The sequence below is a fragment of the Labrenzia sp. ATLA3 genome, from assembly GCF_057180185.1.
Window position 1 is genome coordinate 333,116 of record NZ_JBXUKV010000008.1, and the last position, 15,348, is coordinate 348,463.

The 15,348-nt window shown below is 58.1% G+C and carries 12 protein-coding genes; 4 read left to right on the plus strand and 8 right to left on the minus strand.

The genetic code is table 11. The features are described from left to right. Positions 1 to 126: 126 nt before the first annotated feature. Both AC2A6O_RS23115 and AC2A6O_RS23120 read right to left on the minus strand, forming a co-directional pair. Positions 127 to 798 (minus strand): hypothetical protein, encoded by a 672-nt coding sequence (locus AC2A6O_RS23115; RefSeq protein ID WP_498930613.1) that lies wholly within the window; start codon positions 796 to 798, stop codon positions 127 to 129. 433 nt (positions 799 to 1,231) lie between these two features. Continuing rightward, positions 1,232 to 2,488 (minus strand): tyrosine-type recombinase/integrase, encoded by a 1,257-nt coding sequence (locus AC2A6O_RS23120; RefSeq protein ID WP_498930854.1) that lies wholly within the window; start codon positions 2,486 to 2,488, stop codon positions 1,232 to 1,234. 698 nt (positions 2,489 to 3,186) lie between these two features. Between AC2A6O_RS23120 and AC2A6O_RS23125 the strand changes: the two genes are divergently transcribed. Both AC2A6O_RS23125 and AC2A6O_RS23130 read left to right on the plus strand, forming a co-directional pair. Further along, on the plus strand, positions 3,187 to 4,602 hold the full coding sequence (locus AC2A6O_RS23125; protein ID WP_498930615.1) for an amidase: 1,416 nt from the start codon (positions 3,187 to 3,189) through the stop codon (positions 4,600 to 4,602). Then, positions 4,602 to 5,225: a TetR/AcrR family transcriptional regulator gene (locus AC2A6O_RS23130; protein WP_148582089.1), complete on the plus strand. Its 624-nt coding sequence runs from the start codon at positions 4,602 to 4,604 to the stop codon at positions 5,223 to 5,225. Before AC2A6O_RS23125 ends, AC2A6O_RS23130 begins: the two co-directional genes overlap by 1 nt. Before the next feature lie 43 nt (positions 5,226 to 5,268). Here AC2A6O_RS23130 and AC2A6O_RS23135 read toward each other — a convergent pair whose 3' ends face one another. Then, the gene (locus tag AC2A6O_RS23135) at positions 5,269 to 6,507 is read right to left on the minus strand and encodes a saccharopine dehydrogenase family protein (RefSeq protein WP_498930617.1); all 1,239 of its coding nucleotides are present in this window, start codon (positions 6,505 to 6,507) and stop codon (positions 5,269 to 5,271) included. Positions 6,508 to 6,556: 49 nt separating this feature from the next. Beyond that, positions 6,557 to 7,654, minus strand: a complete 1,098-nt coding sequence (gene nspC, locus AC2A6O_RS23140) for a carboxynorspermidine decarboxylase (RefSeq protein WP_498930619.1) — start codon at positions 7,652 to 7,654, stop codon at positions 6,557 to 6,559. 390 nt (positions 7,655 to 8,044) lie between these two features. On the opposite strand from nspC, the gene AC2A6O_RS23145 reads away from it, so the two are divergent. Then, positions 8,045 to 8,167 carry a hypothetical protein gene (locus AC2A6O_RS23145; protein WP_286192510.1) on the plus strand — a complete coding sequence of 41 codons (123 nt, stop codon included), beginning with the start codon at positions 8,045 to 8,047 and terminating at the stop codon, positions 8,165 to 8,167. 94 nt (positions 8,168 to 8,261) lie between these two features. Here the strand turns inward: AC2A6O_RS23145 and AC2A6O_RS23150 are convergent, their stop codons facing one another. The 4 genes from AC2A6O_RS23150 to AC2A6O_RS23165 form a co-directional block, all read right to left on the minus strand. Beyond that, positions 8,262 to 9,914, minus strand: coding sequence for an ABC transporter ATP-binding protein (locus tag AC2A6O_RS23150; protein ID WP_148582086.1), 1,653 nt, complete (start codon positions 9,912 to 9,914; stop codon positions 8,262 to 8,264). A 2-nt stretch (positions 9,915 to 9,916) separates the two neighbouring features. Then, positions 9,917 to 10,981, minus strand: a complete 1,065-nt coding sequence (locus AC2A6O_RS23155) for an ABC transporter permease (protein WP_498930621.1) — start codon at positions 10,979 to 10,981, stop codon at positions 9,917 to 9,919. A gap of 10 nt (positions 10,982 to 10,991) precedes the next feature. Beyond that, on the minus strand, positions 10,992 to 11,948 hold the full coding sequence (locus AC2A6O_RS23160) for an ABC transporter permease (protein WP_148582084.1): 957 nt from the start codon (positions 11,946 to 11,948) through the stop codon (positions 10,992 to 10,994). A gap of 187 nt (positions 11,949 to 12,135) precedes the next feature. Further along, entirely contained in the window at positions 12,136 to 13,746 is a 1,611-nt protein-coding gene (locus AC2A6O_RS23165) for an ABC transporter substrate-binding protein (protein WP_148582083.1), read from the minus strand. Positions 13,747 to 14,462: 716 nt separating this feature from the next. Between AC2A6O_RS23165 and AC2A6O_RS23170 the strand changes: the two genes are divergently transcribed. Then, entirely contained in the window at positions 14,463 to 15,347 is an 885-nt protein-coding gene (locus AC2A6O_RS23170) for a 3-oxoacyl-ACP synthase III family protein (protein WP_498930624.1), read from the plus strand. Position 15,348 lies beyond the last annotated feature (1 nt).

Sequence of the window (15,348 nt, forward strand, 5' to 3'; positions counted from 1 at the left end):
GCATGTGCCGGAACACCCCGGCCAGTGAGGGAACAGTTCAGAAAAAAGTGTCGATCCGAAACGTGCAAAGGGATCGGATGTTGGTTTTTCCAAACATCCGGACCACGGAAATTCGTTATAAGTCAATTATTTAATCATCCGGACCTTTCTCTTTGTTTGTCCGCCTTTTTCGTCTTCAGGGCGCCTAAGCAGAGTCGCCATGTTCGAGAACTTGTTCGGCGATTTACCCCCAAGCCCGTGGGGCCAGTTGTCTGACAGCCAACCCACAATCGTTTCTGTGCGGACGCGTTCTTCTCCTTCGAATAATTCTGACTTCGCTGCTTCCAGCATCAGCGACAAATATGGAAACCTCTCTGCATCGACTTCTGATCTTTCAGGCAGAGCAACTGGGACGCTTTCGCGACTGGGCCTGAGCAATGCAAGTTGGTCATGTCGGACAACTAAGATGCCTTTGACATGTTTTGGCTCGACCCCGTCTGTTTGTTCGGAAATTGCTACGCCGGCTTTTAGATTCCGATGCCCTTTTCTGCTCCGCCAGATCCTTTGAGGAACATCAACGAGATGACCTTTCTCCGTCAGGACCTGAGCTTGCGACTCCCCCGCTGCCAACAGGTTTCTCAATTTTTCGTAGCATGCACTTTGGCGGCGTTGAGCTTCCTGCTCCTCCTTCCACTCAGCGCGAAGAACAGGCAAAAGCTCAAACCACCATTTCAAGGCGTGCTCTTTGCTGACGAGTTCAATTTCACCGTCATCTGAAATGATCTGGTAGCGCGTCTCTAGAATGATGCCCGTTGGCAATCAGTTCCAGGGCGGGTCAGGTTCCGCATCGACCGCGCGCGCATTTCGCTCATTACCAGTCCACTCTGGAACAAATCGCATTCCGACAAGCTCAAAGGCCTCCTTCAACCTTAGATGGGTTTCTGGGATCCAAATTTCGGGGTCAGGGAATGTCGCAGGTGGAGTGTGCCGGCCGTTTTGACGCTCTGATATTCTCAGCCAAGCCTTCCGGCGGTAAGGCGTTTTGGGCGTAGCTTCTTGCTCGTTTAGTCCGAGGCCGATGGCATTGCTATTTCGCATACGATTTTCCGTGTGAGCGCATCACCAGTTCGATGCACTTCAAAATTGAAAGATTCCTTACTTTGGACTGAGATTGATGCAGTTTCCAAGTTCGGAGAACAATATTGAAAAGCTATTCATATGGCAGGCGTTGGTCTGAGTCCCTCACACGAAATCAGCTCATCTCACCTTCGGAATGGGCCTGTGAGGTTGAATTGTCTAACAACGCCTTGAGGCTGTTCCCAATCGCTTCACTCGCCGCCTTGACCGGATCATCGTGCAAATGGGCATAGCGCTGCGTTGTCGTGCTGTCTGCGTGCCCTAGCAGCACCCCAATCACCGGCAGGCTCACCCCGCCTGAGACCGCAATACTTGCAAAGCTGTGGCGCAAATCGTGGAGCCGGACATCCTGCAGGTCCGCCATTTCCCGCACCTTCCGCCAGATCTTTGGCGTGCCCTCATAGTGGCCTTCACCACGCAGCGCAGGGAAAACAAAGTTGGTCCCGCTGAGGCGCGGGATGCCGGCAAGCACTTCCAAGGCACCGGCATTCAGCGGAAACGCCTTCTGGCCGGTCTTGGACTCCTCCAAGCGGAGGTAGCCAGTTTCGAAATCGATCGCACTCCAGCGCAGGGTTTCGATTTCACCCTTTCGTGCTCCGGTGAAGACAAGCAACTTCAGGATCGCCAATGCCTGCGGGTTCAGTCCCTGTTCCAAGCCGACTTGCAACGCCTTGCCCAGCGCAACGAGTTCCTGCTGGCTGAGATAGCGCTGACCATTCTTGTCCTTGAAACGCTTCACGCCACGGACCGGATTTGTTTCGATCATGCCGCAGTCGAGCGCATAGGAAAAAATACCGCCCAGCAGGCCCACCGTTCTTGTTGCTGTGCCCTGGCCGCCCCGAACAATTGCGCGGCCGCGCAGACCCGTCTTTTCATCCCTGGCGGTCTTGCCATTGGCAACGTCCTGCAGAAAGCGCCTGATGTCCGCCCGCGTGACCGCAGGTACCTTCTTGCGGCCCAGCAGCGGTTTGATGTGGCGCTCTATTCTGCCTTTATCGGTCGCCAGCGTACTGGCTTTTTTTGTGCCTGCACCATGCTGAAGGTAAAGGTCGCAGAGCTGAGAAACGGTAATCTGCTTTTTCTCATCTTGCTTCTCTTTTGCAGGATCCTCGCCGTTAGCAGCTCGTCCGAGGATTTTTCGCGCTTCCGCCTGCGCCTGGTCGAGCGTCCACGGCGAACCATGTGCACCAATCGTCATGCGGCGAGACGGCGCCGTTCGGCCAGTGCCAACGCGGTACTTGCAGATGTAGGTCCTGCGGCCTCCCTTCGAAACCTTGAGCCCGAAGCCTTTCAATTCGCCGTCCCAAAGGAAGTAGTCCGACGCTTCCGGCTTCGCAGCATCGATCGTCGATTTCGTGAGACGCTTACTCATATGTCGAGCCCAGGCCGACCGCTGTCGTGCTTTGGGCAACGGCGCTGAAAGATATCAGAGCCGTTCGCACCGTATCGGTGACCACATTCAAGACACTCCAACTCGTAGACCTTTTGATTGTGATCGTTCCCGGGCGCTTCGGTATTGCGGATCACCTTCTGGCGATTGCGATTGATAAACCCGATTTTGGTGGTTCCCGCTGACATGCGCGCCCCTTGCCGCTGGTGGTTACTTTTCCAAAAAGTAACCAAATAGTAACCACCGGAGGCAGAACGTCAAGGAACGCAAATCAATGATTTTGGTAATTTTTTGTTTTATTTCAGCTCCTTACTGAATTTCACGGAATCTCAAAAAACCTAGAAAACTCAATATCCCTTGCCCTCCGAAGGCAGTGGTCACAGGTTCGAATCCTGTCGGGTGCGCCACTTTCCTCATTTTCCGGCCCAGAGACGTAGATAGCGGTTTGTGCCGGAGACATGGGTTCAACCTCGTGCTGAACGGGGTGTCGATTGTCTGTGGTGTTCGCTGCCCGCGTCGCTTTTTGCCTGATCAGAACTCGAGACGCTGCTCGGCCAGGTTTCCTCTTCCCTTTCCTTGATTGAGCGTTTTTTCTTCGCTCGTTCGTCTTCGATTTGACGAGGCGGAGACGTTAGCCTAAAAGAGAATTTATGATTCTCTTTTAGTATTGGATAGCTCCGATGTCAGATGCGTCTCTCGATATTGATCTTGATGCCACCGGCCAGGCTGAACTGGTCCGTTCAGGTGAGGTGGAGCCGAGGGAATTGCTTGAAGCTGCCAAGCGCAGGGTGGAACGGGTCAACCCGTTGGTGAATGCGCTGGCATCCGTCGACTTTGACGTCGCTCAAGAGCAGGCGCAGCAGTGCGACCGGGGTGGTGTTTTTGCCGGGGTGCCTACGCTGGTGAAGGATCTGAGTGCATATCCCGGCCTGCCTTGCGGATATGGATCACGCTTGTTTCAGGGCTATTTGGCGCAGACGTCCTCGCCTTATATCAATGCACTCAAGACCTCCGGCCTGGTCGTCTTCGGCAAGTCCACGACATCCGAGTTCGGCTTGATGGGGACCACCGAAAGTCTGGCAACTGGTGCCACACGAAATCCGTGGGATCCAACCCGTTCAACCGGTGGATCATCCGGCGGTGCGGTCGCAGCGGTCGCCGCAGGCATCGTGCCGGTCGCGCAGGCTTCGGATGGCGGTGGGTCGATCCGCGGTCCTTCCTCCCATACCGGTCTGTTCGGGTTCAAGCCAAGCAGGGGACGAACCGTGCAGGCCGATGTCCCTCCCGAAGCACCGACGTGGAACATCCTCAGCGAGCATTGCGTCAGCCGAAGCGTTCGCGACAGCGCTGCCTGGCTGCGCGTCACCGAGACCGAGGCACACAATCTGCAAGCCGATGACGAACTGCGCGAAAATTGCCCGAGACTGCGAATTGGTGTCCACGCCCGTGATTGTTTCGGACAATACGCCGAGAAGGAGGTTCTTGAGGTCTTCGAGCAGGCGAGCGCACTCTGCGCCTCGCTCGGTCATGAAATCGTGCCTGTCGAAATGCCCCAGCAACCTGACGGGGCCGGTGTGGAAGCCGTCCTCGATCTCATGTCTGCGTCGGTTTTCGGGATCCTGGCGAAGATCGAGCAAATGACCGGAGCCAAACCTCCCTTAGAGGCACTCGAGCCCTATACACGGATGCTCGCGGAGCGAGGAGAGACGCTTGATACGCGCAGCATGATCGCCGCGCAGAAAACACTGGCCGAGTTGGGGGCCTTGGCGGCTCAACCGCTGAACGATGTCGATGTGCTCCTGAGCCCGACCGTTCCGTTTGCCGCATTTCCCTTGGGTACCTATGCGCCGGACGCGCCTGTTGAGCGACTGAAACAGCTTTTCCAACGATCGGCGGCCTATACGGCGCCGGCCTCGCTAAGCGGATGTCCGGCGATGTCGGTGCCGCTGTTCGAAGGGCGCTCCGGGCTTCCGATAGGAAGCCATTTCGTGGCCCGGAAGGATCAGGACGCCCTTCTTTTCCAGTTGGCGTTTCAACTGGAACAGGCCCGTCCGTGGGCACCGCGCCTGCAAAGCCTGTTTCGAAAGCTCGGCTGATGGTGCAGGTCCTCAAGGAAGAGCTGCGCGAGGCTATTCTGAAAAGCGCAGGAGAGGTCTTCGCCGAACAGGGCTTCAAGGATGCACGCCTTTCCGACATTGCAGCGCGCGCCGGCACAAGCACCAGCAATCTCTACAAATATGCCAAGGACAAGGCGGCCCTGTTCGATCAGGTCGTTCCGAAGGCGCTCGCCGAGCGGTACGCCGGCATCCTGGAACGACGGGTGTCCGAATTTTCGGGGCGGCCCGACTGGCAAGCGTTGACCCACACCGGCTCACGCGATGCGGCAGATCTTCTGCATTTCTGGATAGCTCATCGTCATGTTGCCGTCATCCTGATGAGCCGCGGGGGTGGAACGGCCTACGAAGCATTCGGCGCGCGCATGGTCTCGATGATGGTCGAAAGCACATTGGCCAATAGCGGCGCGGCGGACAACGGGCCTCATGTGCGGATGCTTCTGGAACAGATCTTCACCAACACTTTGACGACACTCTCCAGCATTCTCATGCGCTTTGAGGAAGAGGCGGATATCACCGCCGCGGTTTCCATGTTCTGGCGCTTCCAACTGGCTGGTCTGACAGCGCTCCATGAAGACGCCACCAAAAGCAAACAGCCCCGGTGATGACCGGGGCTGAGCAATTTAACGGTCTTCAAAACAGGCCGGTTCAGAACTCCAGCGCACGGTCGCCGTCGGCATCCTTGATGCGGGTCGGCAGGCCGATGCGGTTGAGAATGGCGAGGAAAGGATGCGGCGGCAGCTCTTCTACGTTGGCCATCTTCTTCACGTCCCATTCGCCGGTGGCGATCAGCATGGCGGCCGCGACGGGCGGAACACCGGCGGTGTAGGAAATGCCCTGGCTGCCCACTTCCTCATAGGCTTCCTTGTGGTCTGCCACGTTGTAGATGAAGACCTCGTGGTCCTTGCCGTCCTTGGTGCCCTTGACGAAATCCCCGATGCAGGTCTTGCCGGTATATTCAGGTGCCAGCGAAGACGGGTCCGGAAGACAGGCCTTGACCACCTTCAGCGGCACGACCTCCTGCCCTTCAGCCGTCATGACCGGCTGTTCGGACAAAAGGCCGATGTTCTTCAGAACGGTGAAGACGTTGATGTAGTGCTCGCCGAAGCCCATCCAGAAGCGGACGTCCGCGCCGTCCATGTTCTTTGAAAGGGAATGCACTTCGTCATGGCCACACAGATAGGCCATGCGCTTGCCAACCACCGGCAGGTCGTATTCCTTGCCGATCTCGAACATCTTGTTTTCCTGCCACTTGCCTTCCTGCCAGGAATAGACCGTTCCGGTGAATTCGCGGAAGTTGATCTCCGGGTCAAAGTTGGTGGCGAAATAGCGCTGGTGGCTGCCGGCATTGATGTCGACGATGTCGACCTCGGTCACCTTGTCGAGATAGTCGTCCTTGGCAAGGCGCGCATAGGCGTTGACGACGCCCGGGTCGAAACCGGCACCGAGAACGGCGGTAACGCCCTTGGCGGCGCATTCCTCAGCCCGTTTCCATTCGTAGTTCGCATACCAGGGCGGGGTTTCGCAGATCTTGCCCGGCTCTTCGTGAATGGCTGTGTCGATATAGGCGGCTCCCGTCTCCAGACAGGCGCTGAGAACGGACATATTCAAGAAAGCGGTGCCGACGTTGATGACGATCTGCGCGCCAGTCTTGCGGATCAGGGCGCAGGTGGCGGCAACGTCCAGCGCGTTGAGTTCATGTCCTTCCAGAACACCCGGCTGCTTCAGGGCCTTCTTGGCATGCACGGTTGCGATGATGTCGTCGCATTTTGACTTGGTGCGCGAGGCAATATGAATATCGCCGAGAACATCGTTGTTCTGTGCGCACTTATGCGCCACCACCTGAGCGACACCTCCGGCGCCGATGATGAGAACAGTCTTTTTCATTTGATAAAGATACCTTCCTTGGACCTTCGGGGTGTTAAGGGTTCAAGTCTCAAGACAGACTTTGTTCGTAGTCCTGGTATGAAAACTCACGAACAACGCGGACCGTTCCGTCCACTTCCTTGACCGCAATCGCGGGCATTTTCACGCCATTAAACCAGTTTTTCTTGACCATCGTGTAACCCGCCGCGTCCTGAATGGAAACCCGGTCACCGGTCTTGAGTTCGGCAGGGAAGTTGAACTCGCCGAATATGTCGCCGGCAAGGCAGGACTTGCCGCAGATCATGTAGCTGTGCGGACCTTCGTTCGGCATCACTTTCGCTGTTTCCCGGTAGATCAGCAGGTCCAGCATATGTGCCTCGATGGACGCATCGACGATGGCGAGGTTCTTGCCATTGAACAGCGTGTCGAGCACGGTGGTCTCCAGCGTTGTCGAGCGGGTGATCGAGGCTTCGCCCGGTTCCAGGTAAACCTGAACGCCGTATTTTTCGGCGAAAGCCTTGAGGCGGCCTGCGAAAAGGTCGAGCGGATAGTCGTCCCCCGTGAAGTGGATGCCACCGCCAAGGCTGACCCATTCCGCCCGGTGCAGAAGCGCGCCGAACTTTGTCTCGATATCGCCGAGCATGCGGTCGAACAGCGCGAAATCGGCATTTTCGCAGTTGTTGTGGATCATGAAACCGCTGATCCGATCCATGACCTTCTCGATCTTGTCGACATCCCATTCGCCGAGGCGGGAGAACGGCCGGGCTGGATCGGCAAGGTCGAAGCTGGACGAGCTGACCATCGGATTGAGACGCAGGCCACGCACGATGCCGGAGGATTTGTCGGCAAACCGTTCCAGCTGGCTGATGGAGTTGAAGATGATCTTGTCGGCATGGGAGATCACGTCATCGATCTCGTAATCGGCATAGGCCACGGAGTAGGCGTGGGTCTCCTTGCCGAAGCGCTCGTGCCCCAGACGGACTTCGTTCAGCGAGGACGAGGTGGTGCCGTCCATGTAGTCGCGCATGAAGTCGAACACACACCAGGTGGCAAAGCACTTGAGCGCCAGCAGGGCCTTGGCGCCGGACTTCTCGCGTACATAGGCGATCTTCTCCATGTTGCGGAGAAGCTTTGCCTTGTCGATCAAATAATAGGGTGTGTCGATCATCTCAGTCTGTCGCCGTCGTTGCCCGCAGCCGGTGGAGGCCACGTGGACAGGTGATTGGGAGCGATTGCGGTAACTCCGGTTATCCGGACCGGCCGGTCCACCGACAGGCGGTCCAGCTTCGCTGCGCGCGTGACGGATACCGTTTTCCGGCACGGCCTTGCAAGGGCCTGAAGTGTCTTTCCTGGCGCTGCCGCCTCACGGAAGGAGCCTGCAGCAGGGCGTTCGGCCAGCCTGCTATGCCATGTGTGAATAGGGCGCAGAACAGTTATGCAAAAATAGGAGGCAGATTAGTGTTTCGACTCATTGAATTCTTAACTTTCCTCCCGTATTTGTCCGGCAGATCAAATATTCACCAGTCCGCTCAAGTAGCGTGCATTTCTGGAGGTCGGTATGACCCGGGACGATCTCATTCGCGAATACAAGTCACAGAGCGGCTCCTGGCCGGCACTGGTAGGTGTGTATGCGGTTATCGTGGGTGCGATGGCTCTTTCCGGCTACCTTATGGTCGGCTGATCCCGCACGCCTGACGGAACACACCGCAGCGTTTCAATCACCCCCGGATTTTCCGGGGGTGATTTCGTTTTTGCGGCCAATTGGCCGCTTGCGGTCAGACGTCGGCCGCTTCGCCGATGGCGTCGGTGCCGCGTTCTTCCAGAAGTGTCGTCAGCCAATTCGGATCCATTTCGGGAACCGAAGACAGAAGCAGATCCGTATAGGGGTGGTGCGGCGGCGTGAACATTTCGTCCTTCGGCCCCTGCTCCACCACCTTGCCTCGTTGCATCACCACCACTTCGTCCGCGATGGAGCGCACTGTTGCCAGGTCGTGCGTGATGAACATATAGGCCAGGTTGAACTCCTGCTGCAGTCTGTCGAGCAGCTTCAGAATGCCTTCCGCCACAAGCTGGTCGAGCGCGCTCGTCACCTCGTCGCAGATGATGAAGGAGGGATCGGCCGCAAGCGCCCTTGCAATGCCCACACGCTGTTTCTGGCCACCGGAAAGTTCCGGCGGATAGCGATTGTAGAACTTTGAGGGCTCCAGCTCGATCAGGTCGAGCAATTCATCGACACGGTTTTTCAGCTTGGCACCACGCAGCCCGCCATAGAACTGGGCCGGCCGGCCGATGATCTCGCTGATCCGGATCTTCGGGTTCAACGCGGTGTCGGCCATCTGATAGATCATCTGCGCCTGGCGGAGCTGATCCTTGCTTCGGTCCTGATAGCGCGGCGGCAGCGGTTCGCCCTTGAACAGGATCTGCCCCTTCGTCGGTGGCAACAGACCGGTGATACAGCGCGCCGTCGTCGACTTGCCGGAACCCGATTCACCAACGACGGCAACCGTCATGCCCGGATAGATGTCGAAGGAGACATCGTCCAGAACCTTGGTCTTGCCATAGGCAGCGTCGATGCCCTGAACAGAGACGATCGGGAGCGTGTCAGGCTCCGACGGCCGCTGCTTCTGCGGCCGCTGAAAGCTGCGAACCGCCCAAAGGCTCTTGGTGTAGTCCTCCTTGGGCGAATCGAGCATCTGTTCGGTCGGCGCTTCCTCGACCTCCTCGCCTTTCAGCAGCACCTTGATGGTGTCGGCCATCTGCGCCACGACCGCCAGATCGTGCGTGATGTAGATTGCCGCGGTGTTGAACTGGTCGACAATGTCCCGGATCGCCGCCAGAACCTCGATCTGTGTTGTCACGTCGAGGGCGGTTGTGGGCTCATCGAAGATGATCAGATCCGGCCGGCAGGCCATGGCCATCGCGGTCATGGCGCGCTGCAACTGGCCACCGGAGACCTGGTGCGGGTAGCGGAAGCCGATTTCACCCGGGTTGGGAAGACGCAGCCGCTCATAAAGCTGCATGGCGTCTTCCTGCGCCTCGACCCGCTTCTGGATGCGGTACTGGATCGGCGCTTCCGTGTGCTGGTCGATGATCCGGTGTGCCGGATTGAACGAGGCGGCCGCCGACTGGGCGACATAGGCAATGCGCGATCCGCGCAGTGCCCGGAGATCGCTTTCCGGCGTCGTTGTCAGTTCCATGCCGTCGAACTCGATGGAGCCGCCGGAAATCCGGCAGCCATCGCGGGCAAAGCCCATGGCGGCCAGACCGATGGTCGATTTACCGGCGCCGGACTCGCCGATCAGCCCCAGCACCTCGCCCTTGTGAAGGGTGAGATCGACGCCATGGACGATCTCGACCCATTTCTCGTCGGAATAGCCCTCGATCCGGAGATCGGAGACCCGAAGCAGAACGTCTTTTCTCGGCACCATTCTCAAACCTCCTTCAGACCGGAAGACCGGAACAGCATCCAGTCGACGACAAAATTCACCGCGACTGTCAGAAGCGCGATGGCTGCTGCCGGGATCAGCGGTGTCATTTCGCCAAACGAGATCAGCGTCGCGTTTTCGCGCACCATCGAGCCCCAGTCAGCGGTCGGCGGCTGAATGCCGAGGCCCAGGAACGACAGACCGGCGATGAGCAGGAACACGAAGCAGAATTCCAGACCGAATTCGGCGATCAGAGGCGCTGTCGAGTTCGGCAGGATTTCCCGCCGGATCAGGTACCAGGTGCCTTCACCGCGCAGCTTGGCCGCTTCGATGTAATCCATGACCACCACGTTACCGGCAACCGCCCGCGTTAGGCGGAAGACGCGTGGAGAATAAATCACCGCGACCACGATCACGATCACCACCAGGTTGGTGCCGAAGATACTGAGCATCAGCAGAGCGAAAATCAGCGACGGCACAGACATGATGACGTCAGCAAGACGGCCGATGAACTGATCGAACCAACCGCCTTTGGTGGCAGCGAGCAGACCGGCAAATGCGCCCATGAAGAAGGCCAGCAAGGTTGCCAGCAGCGCGAGGCCGACAGAGTTGCGCGCCCCATAGATGATGCGGCTGAACATGTCGCGTCCGAGCTGGTCAGCCCCCAGAAGCATGGTTTCATCCGGCGGCGCAAAGGCCGACGAAATCACTTCCGCTTCCCCGAAGGGGGCGATCACAGGGGCAAAGACCCCGGCAAGAGCGTAGGTGAAGATCACGAACATCCCGAAGGAGGCCGTGAGAGGCGCTGTGCGTAATTCCTTGGCGACACCTTCGGGGGTGATGATGATCAGGAATTCACGGAACGCATAGGATGTCCCGGCTGCGAGCGCCAGAGCGCCTGCGGCCGTGGTGATGAACCGCAAGGCCGGAGTACCACCGATGATCCCGGTGATGAAGGAAATCATCGTCAGGGAGAAGACAAGAATGAAGATATTGCGCTTGTTGAAATAGGCTGCCAGGCAGGAAGCCCCGATCAGCAGCGCATAGTAGCCGATAACGAATGTGCTCATGTCGCTGCCCTCATTTCGGATGCCGCAAACGCGGATTGGTCAGGATCGCGCCCACATCGGCTGCCAGGTTCAGCAGGATGAAGGTTGCGGCGAAGATCAGACAACAGGCCTGCACGATCGGGAAATCGCGTTTGGCGACTGCGTCCACCAGAAGCTGACCAACGCCCGGATAGACGAAGACAACTTCCACCAGGACCACACCGGTGATGAGATAGGCGAGATTGAGCGCAACCACGTTGATGATCGGCGCCCAGGCGTTGGGCAGGGCGTGCTTGACGATCACTTTCCAGGGCGGCACCCCTTTCAGCCGCGCCATCTCGATATAGGGCGAAGCCAAAAGGTTGATGATCGCGGCCCGCGTCATTCGCATCATATGTGCCGTTACCACCAGCACCAGGGTCAGCGCGGGCAGGAACGTTCGATGCAACAGATCTCCAAAGCTCATGTCCGCGCTGAGGCTGGCAATGGCGGGGAAGTAGTTGGTCTTGACCGCCAGATAGAGGATGAGAATGTAGCCGAGAAAGAATTCCGGCGAGGAAATCGATGTCAGCGTGAGAACGTTGGCAACCCTGTCGAACAGGGTGTTGCGCAACAGAGCGACGATCACGCCGAGAACAATGGAAACCGGCACCGCGATGACAGCGGCGTAGGTTGCCAGGAACAGCGTGTTGACGAACCGGCCGCTGATGGCCGCGCTGACCCGTTCGCCGGAGACGAGCGAGACACCGAAATCGCCGGTGAGAGCACCGCCGAGCCAATGGACGTATCGAAAGACGGCCGGTTGGTCGAGGCCGAGTTTCTCTCTCAGGGCGGCGACTGTTTCAGGCGTTGCCCCCTGTCCGAGAACGGCCTGGGCGATGTCGCCGGGCAGCAGTTCGACTGCAAAAAAGATCAGGATAGAGACCACAAGCAATGTGATCGCACCTAAGCCAAGTCTCTTTAGGACCAGCTTTAGGATGTCCCCCATATGTCCCTCCAAAATTGGAAAGCCCGGCACGGCTCATGGCGCCACCGGACACACATCGGGCAGGTTTCCTGTCAGCTTTTTTTGATTTGCTTTGGCAGGAGTCCTGTCCGTCCAGGACGGCCCTGCCCCGAGACCGGGGCAGGGCCAGATTGCAGGCAGCGGCATGAGCCGCCACCCGAGCCTTCAATCAGGACTCGAACCACCAGCGGCTGGCAGCGCGGGCGCCGTCGTTTTCCCAGCTGGCAGCCAGTTTTTCCGGCGTACCCACCTTCGTGCTGTTAGCGTAGACGAAGTTGTTGAAGAACGGAATGATTGTCCCGCCATCATCACGCGCAAGCATGGCCATCTCGCGATACATTTCCGCACGCCGGGTGTCGTCCAGCTCGGCCTTGGCCTGCAGAAGAAGCTCGTTGAAGCGCGGGTTCTTCCAATGGGACTCGTTCCAGGCCGCGTCGTCCTTGTAGGCCAGCGTGTACATGACATCGGGTGTCGGACGCGCGCCCCAGGACACCAGGCAGAACGGCTTCTTCAGCCAGACGTCCGAGTAGTAGCCATCGTTCGGCTCACGCACGACATTGATGTTGATACCCGCTGCCTTGGCGTGCTCGGCAAAAAGAACCGCCATGTCGACTGCGCCCGCATAGACACTGTCCGCTGTGCTGAGGCTGACCGTAAGCCCTTCCGCACCCGCTTTCTTGAGCAGGGACTTGGCCTGATCCGGATCGTAGTCGCGCTGCGGAATATCGTCCGGCCAGTAAGGCTGGGCCGGAGAATGGTGGAAGTCATTTCCCTTGGTCGCCGCACCGAAAGTGATCTTCTCGATGATATCGTCGCGGTTGATCGACAGCTTCAGGGCGTTGCGCACGTCCGGATTGTCAAACGGCGCAGTGTCGCAGAACATCGGCATCGTGATCGCACCCGCGGACGGGATGTTGTGGATCTTGATGTTCGGATTGCGCTGCAGCAGCCCCATGGTCTTCAGCTCGATCAGCGAGACCGCGTCCACATCGCCGGTGACGAGCGCCGTCTGACGGGCATTCGGGTCGTTCAACGTGATCAGGTCAACCTTGTCGAAGTAGGCACCTTCGCGGTGCCAGCCGTCATGCCGGCTGAGGCTGAACTGGACACCGAATTCGCCGTTGTCGATCTTGTAGGGCCCCGTCCCATCGCCGGACTGCCAATCAATCGTGCCGTCGTCATTGGCCGGGCAGATTGCCAGGTGATAGTCGGTCATCAACCACGGGAAGTCGGCGTTGCCGCCGGAAAGCTTCACGATAACGGTGTAATCACCATCCTTGGTGATGTCGGTGACATCCGTCAGCAGCGCCTTGGCAGCGGATGTGGTCTTGTCGCCACGGTGGTGGTTCAGCGAGGCGATAACATCATCAGCCGTCAGCTTCTTGCCGCTATGGAACGTGGCGTTTTCGGTGAGTTTGAAGGTCCACTCGGACGCATCAGCGCTGGCTTCCCAGCTGTCGGCCAGATCCGGCCCCAGCGAACCGTCGCCCATGATCATGGTCAGGTAGCTGCGGTGGGTATGGGCGAGGAAAATCATTACACGGGTCAGATAGGTGCCCGGATCGTGGGAGTCTGAGGTGTTGCCGTCATGGATCCCCCAGCGAAACGTCCCGCCCTGCTTGGGCTGCGCTTTCGCCTTGGTGGACCAGAGGCCCGTCGCGGTGCTTGCTGTCAGTCCGGCCAACACGGAATAACGAAGAAAATCACGCTTGCTGATTCCTCCCGTGCGGGCCGCTGATTCAAGCCTCTCAAGCATCTCGGCGTCTTTAGACTTTGTCATATGTCTCCCCTTTCGATCTTTCTTGAGCAGTTTCTTGCCAACTTCACAAATACAGCATCCGAGATTTTTTCGTATCCAAGGCGCTCATTTGCGACATTTACATAACAAAACACGAACCACCCCTGCTCGACCACCCCTTCGGACAAATTCAGAATAAAAAAATGTTTAAGTTAGAACGGCTTCCCACATATTGTGCACAGCAGCATTGCTGTGTAACATATTGTCTTTTCGCAAGACTGTAAAAATGCGGTGATCTTATATTTTTCTCTACTGAGACATATCTCAAATAATTCTTTTAGAATAAAATCGGATTTCATTGAATACTTTACGTTAAAAGAAGGGGAAGTCTGCAGTTGGACAAGCCCAGGTCGCACAATAGGCACATGCTCCTTGTCAGAAGCGCCGATACGATGAAGCCCAGGCAGTGATCAGAAGACCCGCCATAGGCGATGCCGGCGGTTGGCAGGGGCGCAAAGTAGTGCAGCGTCCGCAGATCATGGGTGTTACCAGCCTACCCAGTCTTCCATCCGTCTTGCGTGTCTTCCGCCCGTGACTTAGTTCCTTGTCTGAAGCCGGTCCGGACCGGTTCGCTAACGGAGGCCGCATCCATTCTTCCCATCAGAATTGCCGGCACTGGGCATGCCTTGCCAGCACAGTCCATCACTTCCGTAACGCTTGACCGCCGGCTTGGGTTCCCTGCCGGGCGAATAAAAAATTTGTCAGGCGTTTCAAGCCGGTTCGTCGCAGCAGAGGAAAGCCAGATAGATCTGGCGGTTTCGGCCTGCAAAGCCGCGATGGAAAAAGCGGGCCAAACGCCGAAGGACATCGATCTCATCCTCGGCGCGTGCGGTATTCCCTATCAGACGCTGCCGGCAACCGCGCCGCTGGTGATGCAGAGACTGGGTTTTGCCGATGGCACGGCAGCAGCCTACGACGTCAACGCCACCTGCCTTTCGTTTCTGAGCGCTGTTGAGCTTGCCGCCAGCAAGCTTGCCCTGGGGCAAGCTTCGTCAGTACTGGTGTTTGCCGCGGACATCGCCTCGCGGGCCTTGCCGTGGGAAGACCAGCCCGAAGTTGCCGCCCTGTTCGGTGACGGCGCCGCGGCAGCCGTTCTGACAACAGCAGATGAAACCGGTTCCGGCATTGCAGCCTCGCTGCTGCGGACCTACCCTTCCGCCTATGCGGCGTGCGAGATCGGAGCCGGCGGCACGCGGTTCGATTTTCACAAGGACCGCGAAGCCTTCGCCCGTCATGCGGTGTTTCACATGGACGGCAAGGAGCTCTTCCGGGTCACGCACAAGCACTTTCCGCAGTTTGTTGACGAACTGCTGTTGAAAGCCGGATGGGACCGGCGGGATATCGACCTTGTCGTCCCGCATCAGGCGAGCCCGCTCGCGCTGGAGCACATGATCCGGGAAACCGGGATGGACCGCGACAAGGTGGTCGACATCGGCAACACACACGGCAACCAGATTGCAGCGTCGCTGCCAACCGCACTCGATATTGCCTGGCGTCAAGGCAGGATCGAGCCCGGCATGCGTGTTCTGTTGCTCGGGACATCGGCCGGCGTCACCTTTGGCGGCATGGCGCTGGAGATTTGAC